14 protein-coding genes are annotated in these 13,338 nt (G+C 69.4%); 4 read left to right on the top strand and 10 right to left on the bottom strand.

The features are described 5' to 3' along the window. Positions 1-1,119 carry a PLP-dependent cysteine synthase family protein gene (locus ACWGID_RS01885; RefSeq protein WP_452193481.1) on the bottom strand — a complete coding sequence of 373 codons (1,119 nt, stop codon included), beginning with the start codon at positions 1,117-1,119 and terminating at the stop codon, positions 1-3. An 82-nt stretch (positions 1,120-1,201) separates the two neighbouring features. Here ACWGID_RS01885 and ACWGID_RS01880 point away from each other — a divergent pair, with 82 nt between their 5' ends. Genes ACWGID_RS01880 through ACWGID_RS01870 form a run of 3 tightly spaced genes read left to right on the top strand, consistent with a single transcriptional unit; the run spans position 1,202 to position 3,112 of the window. Beyond that, a complete protein-coding gene (locus ACWGID_RS01880; protein WP_452193479.1) occupies positions 1,202-1,525 on the top strand; it encodes a hypothetical protein in 324 nt (107 codons plus the stop codon). A gap of 37 nt (positions 1,526-1,562) precedes the next feature. Continuing rightward, positions 1,563-2,582, top strand: a complete 1,020-nt coding sequence (locus tag ACWGID_RS01875; protein WP_452193477.1) for a M48 family metallopeptidase — start codon at positions 1,563-1,565, stop codon at positions 2,580-2,582. Between the two features lie 47 nt (positions 2,583-2,629). After that, positions 2,630-3,112, top strand: a complete 483-nt coding sequence (locus ACWGID_RS01870) for a GNAT family N-acetyltransferase (RefSeq protein WP_452193475.1) — start codon at positions 2,630-2,632, stop codon at positions 3,110-3,112. 4 nt (positions 3,113-3,116) lie between these two features. Here ACWGID_RS01870 and ACWGID_RS01865 read toward each other — a convergent pair whose 3' ends face one another. The 3 genes from ACWGID_RS01865 to ACWGID_RS01855 all read right to left on the bottom strand — a co-directional run bounded on the left by ACWGID_RS01865 (position 3,117) and on the right by ACWGID_RS01855 (position 7,831). Next, positions 3,117-5,507 (bottom strand): hypothetical protein, encoded by a 2,391-nt coding sequence (locus ACWGID_RS01865; protein ID WP_452193473.1) that lies wholly within the window; start codon positions 5,505-5,507, stop codon positions 3,117-3,119. Between the two features lie 87 nt (positions 5,508-5,594). Then, positions 5,595-7,163, bottom strand: a complete 1,569-nt coding sequence (locus ACWGID_RS01860; protein ID WP_452193472.1) for an MFS transporter — start codon at positions 7,161-7,163, stop codon at positions 5,595-5,597. A gap of 59 nt (positions 7,164-7,222) precedes the next feature. Continuing rightward, on the bottom strand, positions 7,223-7,831 hold the full coding sequence (locus ACWGID_RS01855; protein WP_452193470.1) for a TetR-like C-terminal domain-containing protein: 609 nt from the start codon (positions 7,829-7,831) through the stop codon (positions 7,223-7,225). A gap of 214 nt (positions 7,832-8,045) precedes the next feature. Here ACWGID_RS01855 and ACWGID_RS01850 point away from each other — a divergent pair, with 214 nt between their 5' ends. Next, positions 8,046-8,471 carry a hypothetical protein gene (locus ACWGID_RS01850; RefSeq protein ID WP_452193469.1) on the top strand — a complete coding sequence of 142 codons (426 nt, stop codon included), beginning with the start codon at positions 8,046-8,048 and terminating at the stop codon, positions 8,469-8,471. 68 nt (positions 8,472-8,539) lie between these two features. Here the strand turns inward: ACWGID_RS01850 and ACWGID_RS01845 are convergent, their stop codons facing one another. The 6 genes from ACWGID_RS01845 to ACWGID_RS01820 are packed head-to-tail and all read right to left on the bottom strand — an operon-like array spanning position 8,540 to position 13,337. Next, positions 8,540-8,791: a DUF4229 domain-containing protein gene (locus ACWGID_RS01845; RefSeq protein ID WP_452193467.1), complete on the bottom strand. Its 252-nt coding sequence runs from the start codon at positions 8,789-8,791 to the stop codon at positions 8,540-8,542. A 1-nt stretch (position 8,792) separates the two neighbouring features. Further along, positions 8,793-9,803: a c-type cytochrome biogenesis protein CcsB gene (gene ccsB / locus ACWGID_RS01840; RefSeq protein ID WP_452193465.1), complete on the bottom strand. Its 1,011-nt coding sequence runs from the start codon at positions 9,801-9,803 to the stop codon at positions 8,793-8,795. Further along, a complete protein-coding gene (gene resB / locus ACWGID_RS01835) occupies positions 9,800-11,389 on the bottom strand; it encodes a cytochrome c biogenesis protein ResB (RefSeq protein WP_452193463.1) in 1,590 nt (529 codons plus the stop codon). Before resB ends, ccsB begins: the two co-directional genes overlap by 4 nt. Before the next feature lies 1 nt (position 11,390). Beyond that, complete coding sequence (locus ACWGID_RS01830; protein ID WP_452193462.1) at positions 11,391-12,134, bottom strand: cytochrome c biogenesis CcdA family protein; 744 nt, start codon at positions 12,132-12,134, stop codon at positions 11,391-11,393. Between the two features lie 16 nt (positions 12,135-12,150). Continuing rightward, entirely contained in the window at positions 12,151-12,714 is a 564-nt protein-coding gene (locus ACWGID_RS01825) for a TlpA family protein disulfide reductase (RefSeq protein ID WP_452193460.1), read from the bottom strand. Continuing rightward, on the bottom strand, positions 12,714-13,337 hold the full coding sequence (locus ACWGID_RS01820; protein WP_452193803.1) for a histidine phosphatase family protein: 624 nt from the start codon (positions 13,335-13,337) through the stop codon (positions 12,714-12,716). The genes ACWGID_RS01825 and ACWGID_RS01820 overlap by 1 nt, the downstream gene beginning before the upstream one ends. Position 13,338: the final 1 nt, after the last annotated feature.

The raw sequence follows: 13,338 nt of genomic DNA, 5'->3' as shown, positions 1-13,338 counted from the left end.
CTAGGACGGTTCTTTCCAGAGGCCGGTGGTGGCGAAGGTTTCGAGGGTGGTCGTGTACGGCGTGATGTCGATGCTGCTCGTCCGCAGCCAGTCGTCGTCGTAGTAGGTGTTGCCGTAGCGCTCGCCGCTGTCGCAGAGGAGCGTGACAATGCTGCCGCGGACGCCCGTACGGCGCATCTCGGCGGCCAGGCGGAGTGCGCCCCAGAGGTTGGTGCCGGTGGAGCCGCCGACCAGCCGGCCGGTGACGCGGGAGCAGAAGCGCATCGCGGCGATCGAGGCGGCGTCGGGGACGGCGATCATCCGGTCGACGACGCCGAGCACGAACGAGGGTTCGACGCGCGGGCGGCCGATCCCCTCGATCCGCGACGGACGGCCGGTGGAGAACTCGTGGTCGCCGGCTTCGAACGCCGGGTAGAACGCCGAGTTCTCCGGGTCGACGACCGCGACCGACGTGTCGAACCGCTGGTAGCGGACGTAGCGGCCGATCGTGGCCGACGTACCGCCGGTGCCGGCGCCGACGACGATCCAGGTCGGGATCGGGTGCTGCTCCAGCGACAGCTGCCCGAAGATCGACTCGGCGATGTTGTTGTTGCCCCGCCAGTCGGTCGCGCGCTCGGCGTACGTGAACTGGTCCATGTAGTGGCCGCCGGTCTCCTCGGCCAGCCGCTTCGCCTCGCCGTAGATCTGCCCGGAGCGTTCGACGAAGTGGCAACTGCCGCCGTAGAACTCGATCAGCTCGACCTTCTCGGGGCTGGTCGAGCGCGGCATCACGGCGACGAACGGGAGGCCGAGCAGCCGGGCGAAGTACGCCTCGCTGACCGCCGTCGAACCACTCGACGCCTCGATCACCGTGGTGCCCTCGTGGATCCAGCCGTTGCAGAGCGCGTAGAGAAACAGTGACCGGGCGAGCCGGTGCTTGAGCGAGCCGGTGGGGTGCACGGACTCGTCCTTGAGATACAGGTCCACGCCGGTACCGTCCGGCATCGGGAACACGTGCAGGTGCGTGTCCGCGCTCCGGTTCGCGTCGGCGTCGACGATCCGGATCGCCTCGGACACCCAGGCCCGCGCCTTCTCGTCACGCCGATCGACCTCGCGGCACACCCCGTCAACCTCACTCATGCGGGCCAGGCTAAGACGTGGCGACCGATTTGAGTATTCCTACGCTCTGCAACCACCACCTCGTACGCCGAGGATCGGTCTCATGATCCCGCTCGGAGCCGTGGAGTTCTCGCCCGGCGACATCGCCCTGATCTTCGCCGTACTCACCCTCGGGGCGACCGCGCTCGCGCTGCCCGCCACCCTCCTGCTCGCCTGGGTCGGCCACCGCCGCGCGAGCCGCCGTCCGGGCCACCACCCGGGCTGGAACGCCACCTGGTACTGGTTCGCCGGTACGGCGCTCTGCCTCGCCACCACCGCCTTCGCCGCGAACAAGGGCCTGGGCTGGTGGTCCGTCCCCCTCGGATGGACCCCCACGCTGGCGCTGGCGGCAGCGCTCCGACCCCGATCGGACCCGACCGCGAGCTAGGTTGGGAACCCATGACGACTGGGCAGCAGGGGGATCGATGAGCGAGAACAGTGACCGGCCGACGCGGCAGCGGGTGACGTTGACCGACGTCAGTTCGCGGGCGTGGGAGCACCCGGCGGACCGGGGCGCGTTGGTGGCGCTGCGGCAGCTGAAGGGCTTCGACTACGTCCTGCGGAAGATGTCCGGGATGATCAACGAGCGCGCGTTCCGGCTCCAGTTCCTCGGCGGGGCGATCCGGGTCGACGACCGCCAGTTCCCGAACGTGCACCGGCTCTACACCGAGGCGGCCTCCACGCTCGACGTACGGCAACTCCCGGAGTTGTTCGTCACCAACAGCCCGATCTGGAACGCGGTCACGATCGGCATGGACCGGCCGTTCATCGTGGTGAACAGCTCCCTGATCAAGGGCCTGGACGAGGAGGAACTGCGGTTCATCCTCGGCCACGAGCTCGGCCACGCCCAGAGCGGCCACGCCCTGTACCAGTCGCTGCTGCTCTGGCTGATGCGTCTCACCGGCGCGATCAACTGGATGCCGATCGGAGCGCTGGGCATCCGGGCCATCATCGCCGCGCTGCACGAGTGGTCCCGCAAGGCGGAGCTGTCCGGCGACCGGGCGGGTCTGCTCGCCGTGCAGGACCCGGCGGTCGCGCTGCGGGTCCAGATGAAGCTCGCCAGCGGCGGTCAGCTCAACGAGCTCGACACCACCGCGTTCCTCGCCCAGGGCACGGAGTACGAGAGCGCCGGCGACCTGCGGGACAGCGTGCTGAAGCTGCTGCTGCTCGAGGCGCAGACGCACCCGATGGCCGTCATCCGGGCCCACGAGCTGCGCCGCTGGGTCGACGAGGGCGAGTACACGACGATCGTCTCCGGCGACTACCCGAAGCGGCAGGACGACGCGAACGCCTCGATCTCCCAGGAGGCGAAGAACGCGGCCAAGTCGTACACCGAGGCGTTCAACCGCTCGCAGGACCCGCTGGCCAAGTTCCTCCGCGACCTCGGCGACGGGCTCGGCGGCGTCCGCGACTGGGTGTCCTCGAAGTTCCCGCCCCGCCCCTGACGAAAACTGAGTGGTCTCCGGTCCGGCCCGACTGCGATCCTGTGCGCGTGATCGACGTACAAGCAATCGGGCCGGACGACTGGAAGGCCTGGCGGGAGCTGCGGCTCGCGGCGTTGAGCGAGGCGCCGTACGCCTTCGGCTCGCAGCTGGCGGACTGGATCGACGCGCCGGAGGAACGCTGGCGGGAGCGGTTGAGTGTGCCCGGCTGCTACCAGGTGATCGCGTCGCTGGACGGCGTACCCGCGGGGATGGCCGGCGGTTTCCCCGAGGAAGACCCGCGTACGGCGGAGCTGGTATCGATGTGGGTCGCACCCGTCGGCCGCGGCAAGGGCGTCGGCAACGCACTGATGGCCGCCATCGAGGACTGGGCCCGCGGCATCGGCGCCGCCACCCTGAAACTCTCGGTTGTCCCCGGCAACGACCCTGCCCACAACCTCTACCTGCGCAGCGGTTTCACCGACACCGACGAACCGGGCGACCTGATGCTCAACGGGGTAAGCCGCGAACTCGTGATGCGCAAGCAACTCTGACCGATCAGCGCCCCAGGTCGCCGCGCCGTCCACGCGGCCCTTCGGGACGTCGCCCGGGCGCCTGTCCGTCGCCTTGCACACCGAGCGACCCCTGGTCGAGCGTCTGAGGGCCGGGAGCTTCCGGTTCGGTGGCAGGCGTCACCAGCGCGGCCGCCCGGTCACCGAGCCGGTTCTGCATCCCGGTGACGAAGTACCGGCTCGGCGCGGTCTCCCAGGTTCCCCGAGCGCGTTCGACGTCGTTGATCCGCTCGTGCAGCACCGGTTCCTGACCGCGCTGCGTGGTCTGATCGCAGAACCAGTACCGGGTCGCCTCCCGGGCGGTGTAGTCGTACCCCTTGGCCGCGACGTCGACGACCTCGATCCCCCCGTCCGGCGTCTCGTCGAAGGTGATGTACGCCGGTCCGTGCTCGTCGGACTGCGCCGCGACCGTCACCCGGTTCCCGTTCACCGGCGGGACCGGGATTTCGGACTGCTTGACCTTGTTGTCGCTCTGCACGTCCCGGACGATCTCCGCGGCCAGCTCCCGGTCCGCGTCGACCGCGTGGTCCAGCCGTCGTACCGACCCGTTGGCCTCCCGGAAGTCCGTGAGCAGTTGGGAGACCTGGTCGAGCCCACGCGCGGTCGGCCAGCCTGACTTCGCCTCCGCGGACACGATCGCGACCCGGGTGGCGTCCGGGAGGAAGACCTTTACGCGGGTCTCGTCGTCGAGCGGCCGGACGTCGGTCACCTGCAGACCGAGCGCCGGCAGCTGCTCCGACGCGGCCTCGGCGTCGGTCAGGAACATGGCGACCGGCGTCTGCCGGTACGACCGCTCGTACACGCCGTCGACGACCGCGGCGGTCAAGGCGTCGTCGGCACCCGGCACGGCACCGAACGTCCCGAGCTCCCAGCGCGGGCCGACGTTCCGGACGCTCGCCGCGGCCACGGGCGCCCCGTCGAGTACGGCGACCGCCACAAGCTGGTCGCTCTCCTCGGAGTTCAACGCGCGCCACATGCCGTCGACGCCGGGCTGCACCGATCCGTCCGCGTCTCCCGCCGCCGCCCACACTTCGTCGGACGCCCGCTCCTGCAGGTCGGCCAGCTTCGGATCGGACGACCCGAGCAGCAGCACGTCGCCGCCGGCCTCCCGGAACCGTTGCACGCCGGCCGCCAGCGCGGCCGGGTCGGCGGACGGGATGGTGGGGGTGTCCAGGACCTTCAGCACCTCCGCCAGGCGTGCCGCCGAATCCTTGTCGAGATGCCGGAGGTTGCTTTCCATCCGGGCGGTGATGGACTTGGCGTCGGCAGAGCTGACCGAGTACTCATGATTCCCCATGTACTCGATCGCACCGGCCTCGGAGAACGAGACCGCGCCGCCGCGCAGGCCGGCGCTCTCCAGCATCGCGAACTCGATCGCCCGCTTCGCGCCGACGTCGGCGGTCCCGAGGAAACGCAGTACGTGCACGTCACCGGTGGCCTTCTGCCCGGTCGTGATCAGGCCTCGTGGCCGGCCGTCCGCCATCGCGACCAGCGTCCGCACACCGGGCTTGTCCGGGAGCGGGTTCTGGGCGAGCAGGTGCGACCCGGGGACGAGCTCGAGCATGGCGAGACCGGCCGCGTCCCGATCCACCGGGTCGGCGTGGTCGTACACCTCGAGCGTGCCGCCCCGGTCGAGCCAGCCCTTCAGCTCGGTGGCCCAGCGCCGTGGCCCTTGTCCACCGGCGACCGCCGACTGCACCTGCGGGAATGGGTCCCGGCCGTCGGCCTGGCGGAGCGCCACCTGCTCGGCGATGTGCCGTACGTCGTCTGCCGTCCAGGTCTGCGCGGCCGACTTCGTGCTGCGCGCCTGCCCGTTGGACCAGATCATCCGCCGGGCCTCGAGCGCCCGCGGCCCGTGCCAGGTATCCGGCGACACCTGATGCGAGAGGTTCAGCGTCTCGCGCGCGGCGATCGATGCGAGCGCGTACTGCGTGGCGTACCCGGCCTGTTCGCCGCTCGGTAGCGAGACGTCCTCGAGCACCGCCGCCGGCGCCGACGGGAACGTCGTACCACCGCCGACCACTACCAGGTCGTCGTTGTCCCGCCGGAAGGTCACGACGGTCATCGGTCCGTCGTCGCCGACCTCGGCCACCAGCGCGTACTCCGCGTCCTGATGCGCGAGGGCGTCGACCGCGGCCCGCTGGGACCGCCAGCCGGGGCCGCGGTCGATACCGGGCAGTCCGCGGCGCAGCGTCTCGGTCAGGTGCTCGGTCTCGGCGAAGGTGTTCCCGACGCGGCGGCTGTAGCGCTGCCAGTCGGCCGCGGAGCGCTTCGCGATCACCCGCACCGTCGCGCCCGGCCGGCTCACGAACCCGCTCACTCCGGCAGCGATCGATGCCACGGTCCCCTGCTGGTGCTGATTCGGTTCGTCGGCCACCCTGTCACTCTAGGTGCGCTCGGGAGCAGACGAAGGGCCCGCTTCCCCCCTCCCGGGAAGCGGGCCCTTCGCGTTTCAGTAGGCCGGTCAGCCGATGTGGACGGGGCCACTCTCGCTGTCGGTGGCCAGGTCCTTGTGCTTGATCGACAGGCCGATCAGCGTGACCAGCCCGGCGCCGACCGCCAGGAACGCGGACCACAGGAACGCGCGGGTGAAGCCGTGCGTGGTGGCGAGCGCGGTGAACTGACCCTGCAGCTGCTTGATCTGCTCCGGCGACTGACCGGACTCGGCCGCCTTCTGCAGGCCCGGGGCCAGCTCGGCGAACTTGTCCTTGATCGCGCTGGTTGAAATCGTGCCCAGCAGCGCCAGGCCGACCGCACCACCGATCTGCTGCACCGTGTTCAGTACGGCGGAACCGACACCGGAGTCCTCGTTCGCGACGCCACTGACCGCGGTCAGCGTGAGCGGGACGAAGATCAGGCCCATACCGAACGACAGCACCAGGATGTACGGCAACAGGTGCGTCAGGTACGTCGAGTCCACCTGCAACCGGCTGAACCCGAACATGCCCGCGCCGACCAGCACGCCACCGGCACCGGCGATCCAGCGCGGGTCCATCCGCGCCACCAGCGCCGACGCGACCTGCGCCGCGACCACGATGCCGACGCTGAACGGCAGGAACGAGACACCGGTCTTCAGCGCGCTGTAGCCCATGATGCTCTGCACGAAGATGCCCAGGAAGTAGAACATCGAGAACATCGCCGCACCGACGATCAGCATCACGAAGAAGCTCACGCCGCGAGTCCGGTTCGCGAGGATCCGGAACGGCATCAGCGCGTGCCGCGAGCGCGCCTCGATGGCGAGGAAGGCGCCGATCAGCGCCAGGCCGCCGAGGATGAAGATCAGCGTCCAGGTGTCACCCCAGCCGTTCGTGGCGGCGTGCGTCAGACCGTAGACCAGCGAGGTCAGACCGACGGTGCCGGTGACCGCACCGGGGATGTCGAACTTGCCGGTCTGCCGGGCCGACTCGCCCAGGAACCGGAACGCCAGCACCGCCACGATCAGGCCGATCGGCGTGTTGATGAAGAACGTCCAGCGCCAGGACGCCTCGGTCAGCGCGCCACCCAGGATCAGGCCGACGGCCGCGCCGGCACCCGACATCGCGGCGTACACGGCCATCGCGCGGTTGCGCTCCTTGCCGGCCGGGAAGGTGGTGGTGATCAGCGCCAGCGCGTTCGGGGACGCCGCGGCGGCCGCGACACCCTGCAGGATCCGGCTGGCGAGCAGTACGCCCTCGCTCTGGGCGATACCGCCGACGAACGACGCCAGGCCGAACAGCACGACACCGACGATGAAGACCTTGCGGCGGCCGAGGATGTCCCCGATCCGGCCGCCGAGCAGCAGCAGACCACCGAACGCCAGCGCGTAGGCGTTGACCACCCACGGCAGCGAGGCGTCGGTGAAGCCGAGCGCGTCCTTGATGTGCGGCAGGGCGATGTTGACGATGGTGCCGTCCAGCACCACCATCAGCTGCGCCATGCAGATCAGCGCCAGCGCGATCCCCAGATTGCGATGACCGTGCGCATTCGGCTCGGTGGTCACCGCGTCGACCTTCCGGCCTTCCGGCGGATCGGCGTTGATGACTTCTTCGGACATGACTATTTCCCCTCTTGGGCAGACTTGCCTGGTTGAATCGCGGACCGGCCCCACACCGGTCAGCTCACCTGCGACCCCCGCGCCGCAGGCAGGATCACGTTGTCGATCACTCGGAGGATCAGGTCGTCGGTCGGCTCGACGCCGAGGATGTAGGCGTGGTGGATGATCACCGCGGGCAGCGTCACCGACAGCAGGTCGACGTCGACGTCCGGCGCGATCTCGCCACGCTGGACGGCGCGCTCGTACACCTTGTTGGTGACGTCCTGCCGAGGCGCCAGGAAGCGCTCGCGGAACGCCTTCTGCAGGTCGTCGTCGCGGTGCAGGGCGGTGAGCAGGCCGGCGATCACCGACATCGGCAGCTCGTCGGTGAACCCACCGTCGCCGCAGGCCATCGAGATCAGGTCGCCGCGCAGGCTGCCGGTGTCGACGTCCTCCGGCATCGGGCAGCCCTTGGCCCGGCTGACCGCGTCCACGACCAGCTCGGCCTTGGTGGACCAGCGCCGGTACAGCGTGGCCTTGCTGGCCTTCGCCGCCGTCGCGACCGCGTCCATCGTCAGCCGGTCGTAGCCGAGCTCGGCCACCACCGCGACGGTCGCGTCGAGGATCTCCTCCTCACGCCCGCCTTCGACCCGCGGTCGCACCCGCACGCCTGCTGTATCCACCTTCATCACCCTGCGTAAGCACTAGAGCACTGATAGAACGAAACGGTTTCGTTTCATCAGTCACGGTACGACTCATGTGAAGGAATGCACAAACGATTTTGGGAGAAATTCACCAGTGGCGTAGGTCACTCTCCGTACCAGTCATCCACTGGTACGGCGTGACTCCGGCGTGTCAGGGTGACGTCAGACCGGTGTCAGGCGCGAGCGGGATGGTCTACCCATGACCAACAACACCAGCACCTCCCAGATCACCCTGACCGACCAGGACAAGCTCACCCTCGCCGTCGCCGCGCACGGCGCAATCGCGCTGATCACCGCCGCCGGCATGAAGTCGGCGGGCAAGATCGCCGTCGCCGGTGCGCTCGCACTGTCGTCCGCGACCGGCCCGGTGGGGCACGCGCTCGCCGAGAAGCAGAAGAGCGTCAAGCTCAAGGGCAAGTCGACGGCCGAGCTCGCCGACACCGCGCTGCCGGCACTGACCGCCTCGATGGGCCTGCTCGGACAGCAGGACGCCGCCGAGGCCGGGAACTTCCGCAGCACCGTCCTGACCGCCGTCGAGGCGGGCGCCCGGGCCGAGCGCGGCGGTACCGGACCCGCCATGGTGGAGATGATCCGGAAGATCACCGAAGCCCTCGACGCCGCGTGACGGCGCATCCGACTGGCGCCGGCGGCGCGAACCGCTGCCGGCCCGGTCGATGCCGGTCAAACCAGGGGTCAGTCGTCGTCTTCGGCGCTGCGGGCCTGCTCGAGGCGCTCGGACATCTTCGTGGCGCGGGTCTCGATCTTGCCGGCCAGCCGGTCGCGGGCGGCGCGGAGCACGAAGATCGACAGGATCGAGGAGACGATCAGCGCCAGCAGCGCGATCGGCCAGACCGACAGCCAGGTGCGCAGCGCGAAGTACAGCACCGCCAGGCAGGCGGCGAACAGCACCGCCCGCAGGCCGGTGTAGATGCCGAACTCTTTCATCTCACACCCCAGCGTAGGAGTGCATGCCGGACACCAACAGGTTCACGCCGACGAAGTTGAAGATGAAGACGAACCAGCCGACGATCGCGATGATCGCGGCCCGGCGGCCCCGCCAGCCCGCGGTCGCGCGGGCGTGCAGGTAGGCGGCGTACACCACCCAGGTCACCAACGACCAGACCTCCTTGGGGTCCCAGCCCCAGTACCGGCCCCAGGCGTGCTCGGCCCAGATCGGCCCGGCCACCAGCACGCCGAACGTCCAGAGCGGGAACGCGAACGCCAGCACCTTGTACGCCGTACCGTCCATCACTTCCGCGCTCGGCAGCCGCCGCAGCGAGGCCGACATCGTGCCACCGGCCAGCACCTTGCGCTCCGCCCGCGCCTTCAGCAGGTACAGCACCGAGACCAGCCCGCCGACCGTGAACGCGCCACCGGAGATCGCGGCCGCGGACACGTGGATGACCAGCCAGTACGAGTGCAGCGCCGGGACCAGCGGACCGGCCGGTGTGTACAGCGCGAGCGTCGCCAGACCGAGGACGGCGGCGATCACGAACGTCACGCCGAGCCCGAGGTACTGCAGTTTGTAGCGCTGCACGAAGATCAGGTACACGATCGCGACCGCGAGCGATGCGGTGATGGAGAACTCGTACATGTTCCCCCACGGCACCCGACCCGCCGCGAGACCACGCGTCACCACACCACCCAGGTGCAGCACGAACGCCAGCCAGGTCAGCAGCAGCCCGATCCGGCTCGCGGCATCCATCCGCTCGGTCGACGCCGGCTCCTGCACCGGGGGCACATCGGCCTTGGGTACGTCGGTGGCGCCGCCGGTGACCGTCTCGCCGTCGGAGGCGACCAGCACCTCCTGCTTCTTGGCCTTCGCCTTCGCCGGCTGCGCGACCGCCGCGCGGCCACCCGCCCACTCCATCGCGTGGGAGACCATCGCCAAGGCATAGATCACCGTGGCGGTCGGGATCAGCAAGTTGGAGACCTGTGCGTAGCTCTCCGGGGTCATGGCTGCTCCTGGTTACTCGAGCCGGCGGGGTTCAAACGCTCTGTGACGGCCTGGATCTCGTCGCCGAGGCCGCGCTCGGGGCCGCGGTCCAGACCGGCGACCTCGACAACGGTACGCCCGTCCTGCTCGCGGACCCGCACCCAGGTACGGCGGGGATGCACGAACAGCGAGCCCATCAGGCCGAGGATCGCCAGCAGGATGCCGGCCAGCGCGAGGTCGGTGCCCGGGGTGTGGCTGACCTGCAGCTTGACCCACCGGCTGTAGCCGTCGAAGGTGATCGACCCGGCCTTGTCCGGCAGCGCCACGCTCTGCCCGGGGGCCAGCTGGAACCGCCACTTGTCGCCGTTCTGCTCGAACTGCGTCAGCTTCGACTTGTCCAGCTGGTACACCGACTCCGGCTTCCCGCTCTCCGGCTGCGGGCGGCCGTAGTACCCGGTCATCACCAGCACCGGGTTGAGGTCGTCGGGGAACACCGAGACCGGACCGGTGGCCTTGTCGATCACCGCGGTCGGCAGGAAGAACCCTTCGAACCCGAGCGTCTTCGGCCTGGCGTCCGGAGCCTTGATCACGCCGAACGACGAGAAGTTCGAGTCCTGCGGCAGGAACGGCGCCGGCCCGGAGAACGCGACATTGCCCTGACCGTCGCGCACCGTCACCCGCGGCGCGTACCCGTGGCCGAGCAGGTACACGCTGCTGCCGTCCAGCTTCAGCGGGTGGTTGACCTGCAGCTCGTACGACTTCTCCGCCGCGTCCGGGGTCTCCTGGTACGTCAGCTGCGCCTTGAACTCGCGCGCCGCGCCCTTCTGCGGCCCGTCCTGCTGGAACTTCACCTGGAAGTCCTTCACCGTCAGCGAGAACGGCGGCAGGTCGTCGTCGCCGCCGAACGCGCGGCCCGGCGTGAAGTCGTCGTACTGCGCCACGGAGTTGGAGAATCCGTTGCCCACGACAACCAGCGCGGTCCCGCGGTAGCCGAACAGCGAACCCCAGGCGACGCCGACCAGCGCCAGGATCAGCGAGAAGTGGAAGAGCAGGTTGCCTGCCTCGCGCAGATAACCACGCTCGGCCGAGACCGCACCGTCGTACGTCTCGACGCGGAAACGCCGCCGCTTCAGCTCCTTGGTCGCGACCTCGAGCACGTCACCGGGCTCGTCGAGCTCGAAGCGCTGGTACCCGGGCAGGCGGTTCAGGTTCCGCGGCGGCTTCGGCGGGCGCGCCCGCAAGGCCCTGAAGTACACCGCGAGGCGGGGTACGACGCAGCCGATCAGCGAGATGAACAGCAGCAGGTAGATCGCCGAGAACCACGCGGACTTGTAGACGTCGAAGAGCCCGAGCTTGTCGTAGAGCGGGCCGAGCGTCGTGTGCGCGGTGAGGAAGTCGGACACCTTGATCGGGTCGATCGGCGTCTGCGGGATCAGCGAGCCGGGCACCGCGCCGAGCGCGAGCAGGAACAGCAGCACCAGCGCGGTCTTCATCGAGGTGAGCTGCCGCCAGGTCCAGCGCAGCCACCCGACCAGACCCATCGCCGGCGGGCCGGACGGCTCGTCCGGACCGGATGCCGCGGCGATGCGATCTTTGACTTCCGTCATCTCAGACCGCCGATCCGAAGTTGGCGACCCACTGCCGCAGGTCCGCGGTCATCGCATCCCACACTCCCGTCAGCAGCAGGAGTCCCACCGCGATCATCAGTACGCCGCCGATCCGGATCACCAGCAGCTGGTGTTTGCGGACCCAGGTCACCGCGGCCAGCATCCGCCGGAACGCCAGCGCCGCCACGATGAACGGGATCCCGAGTCCGAGGCTGAACACCAGCGCCAGCGTCGCGCCGCGCCCGGCGCTGCCCTGGGTCGTGGCCAGCGTCATCACGGTCCCGAGCGTCGGCCCGATACACGGCGTCCAGCCGAATCCGAACAGTACGCCGAGCAGCGGCGCCGCCGCGATCCCGACCGCCGGCACCCGGTGCACCCGCAGGTCCCGCTGCATGAACCCGAAGCCACCGAGGAACACCACGCCGAGGACGACGGTCAGCCCGCCGAGCACCCGGGTGATCGCCGTCTGGTGCTCGATGAGTACGTCGCCGACCGTGCCGAACACCACACCGGTGAGGATGAAGACCGCCGAGAAGCCGGCCACGAACAACGCCGTACCGGCGAGCATCCGGCCGCGCTTCTCGGAGCCGAGCTCGGCCGCGGACAGGCCGGTGACATAGGAGAGGTAGCCGGGCAGCAGCGGTACGACGCACGGCGAGAAGAACGAGATCGCGCCGGCCAGCACCGCGATCGGCAGCGCGACCAGCATCGAGCCCGTCATCGACTCGGCGAACCACTGTCCCATCAGTCTGCGCCAAACCTCATTTAGCGTCCGCCACCATGCCCAGAAGGGTTGGCTTCGTGACCTCACCGACCACGCGACCGGCGACCTTGCCGGACTTGTCGATCACCAGGGTGGTCGGGATCGCCTTGGGCGAGATCTGGCCGCGGAAACGCAGCAGTGCCTTGCCGTTCGGGTCGTAGATGCTCGGGTACGGCACCCCGAACTCCTGGACGTACTTCTTCGCCTGCGCCGGGTCGAGGTCACGGGTGTTCAGCCCGATGAACTCCACCGACGCGCCGAGCTCCTTGGCCGCGGCAACCATGTCCGGCGCTTCCTTCCGGCACGGCGGGCACCACGAACCCCACACGTTCAGTACGACGACCTTGCCGACGTGGTCGGACAACGTCCAGGTCTTGTCGTCCAGCGTTTTCCCGGTCAGCACCGGCGCCGGCTTGCGATCCGCCACCGCGAACATCGACACGTTGCCGTTCCCGCTGACGAAGCCGGCCTGGCCCTGCCGGTTCTGCGACGCCTGCTGGCCGGACGAGCAAGCGGTCACCGCAAGCATCAGTCCGGCCGCGAGAGCCATCGCGCGACGCATCAGGCCCCTCCGACGAATTTCTTGGCGTTCTTGACCGGTAACAGATCCTTCGCGGGTTCGGAGTACCCGACCGAAACGATCTGGTCGCCGTGGAAGGTGAAGGAGGTCAGACTCGCGAGGCTGCACTGCCGCTTGCGCGGGTCGTGCGCCAACCGGCGGCCCTCGATCGCGGACCGGACGATCCAGATCGGCAGCTGGTGCGACACGATCAGCGCCTCGTGCCCGGCGCCCTTCTGCCGGGCGGTCTCGATCGCGTCCCGCATCCGGCGGACGAGCTGCTGGTACGGCTCGCCCCAGGACGGCTTCAGCGGGTTCCGCAGCAGCCACCAGGCGCTCGGGTTCCGCAACGCGCCGTCACCGACGCCGAACTTCTTGCCCTCGAACAGGTTCGCCGCCTCGATCACCCGCTCGTCGATGTCCGGGGTGATCCCGAACGTCTTGGCGATCGGCTCCATCGTCTCCTGCGCCCGCTCCAGCGGGGAGCTGACCAGGTGCACGATGTCGCGTCCGGCGACGTGCTCCGCGACCCGGTCGGCCATCTGCCGGCCGAGCTCGGACAGGTGGAAGTCGGGGATCCGGCCGTAGAGCACACCGGTCGGGTTGTACACCTCGCCGTGACGCATC

The sequence above is a fragment of the Kribbella sp. NPDC054772 genome (assembly GCF_053611945.1).
The sequence above is the reverse complement of the archived record's forward strand: the minus strand, read 5'-3'. Positions and strand labels throughout refer to the sequence as shown.

Coding starts and splice junctions, on each gene's coding strand:
- ACWGID_RS01885 (WP_452193481.1), bottom strand. CDS start 1,119: ATGAGTGAGGTTGACGGGGTGTGCCGCGAGGTCGATCGGCGTGACGAG.
- ACWGID_RS01880 (WP_452193479.1), top strand. CDS start 1,202: ATGATCCCGCTCGGAGCCGTGGAGTTCTCGCCCGGCGACATCGCCCTG.
- ACWGID_RS01875 (WP_452193477.1), top strand. CDS start 1,563: ATGAGCGAGAACAGTGACCGGCCGACGCGGCAGCGGGTGACGTTGACC.
- ACWGID_RS01860 (WP_452193472.1), bottom strand. CDS start 7,163: ATGTCCGAAGAAGTCATCAACGCCGATCCGCCGGAAGGCCGGAAGGTC.
- ACWGID_RS01855 (WP_452193470.1), bottom strand. CDS start 7,831: ATGAAGGTGGATACAGCAGGCGTGCGGGTGCGACCGCGGGTCGAAGGC.
- ACWGID_RS01850 (WP_452193469.1), top strand. CDS start 8,046: ATGACCAACAACACCAGCACCTCCCAGATCACCCTGACCGACCAGGAC.
- ACWGID_RS01845 (WP_452193467.1), bottom strand. CDS start 8,791: ATGAAAGAGTTCGGCATCTACACCGGCCTGCGGGCGGTGCTGTTCGCC.
- ccsB (WP_452193465.1), bottom strand. CDS start 9,803: ATGACCCCGGAGAGCTACGCACAGGTCTCCAACTTGCTGATCCCGACC.
- resB (WP_452193463.1), bottom strand. CDS start 11,389: ATGACGGAAGTCAAAGATCGCATCGCCGCGGCATCCGGTCCGGACGAG.
- ACWGID_RS01830 (WP_452193462.1), bottom strand. CDS start 12,134: ATGGGACAGTGGTTCGCCGAGTCGATGACGGGCTCGATGCTGGTCGCG.
- ACWGID_RS01825 (WP_452193460.1), bottom strand. CDS start 12,714: ATGCGTCGCGCGATGGCTCTCGCGGCCGGACTGATGCTTGCGGTGACC.
- ACWGID_RS01820 (WP_452193803.1), bottom strand. CDS start 13,337: ATGCGTCACGGCGAGGTGTACAACCCGACCGGTGTGCTCTACGGCCGG.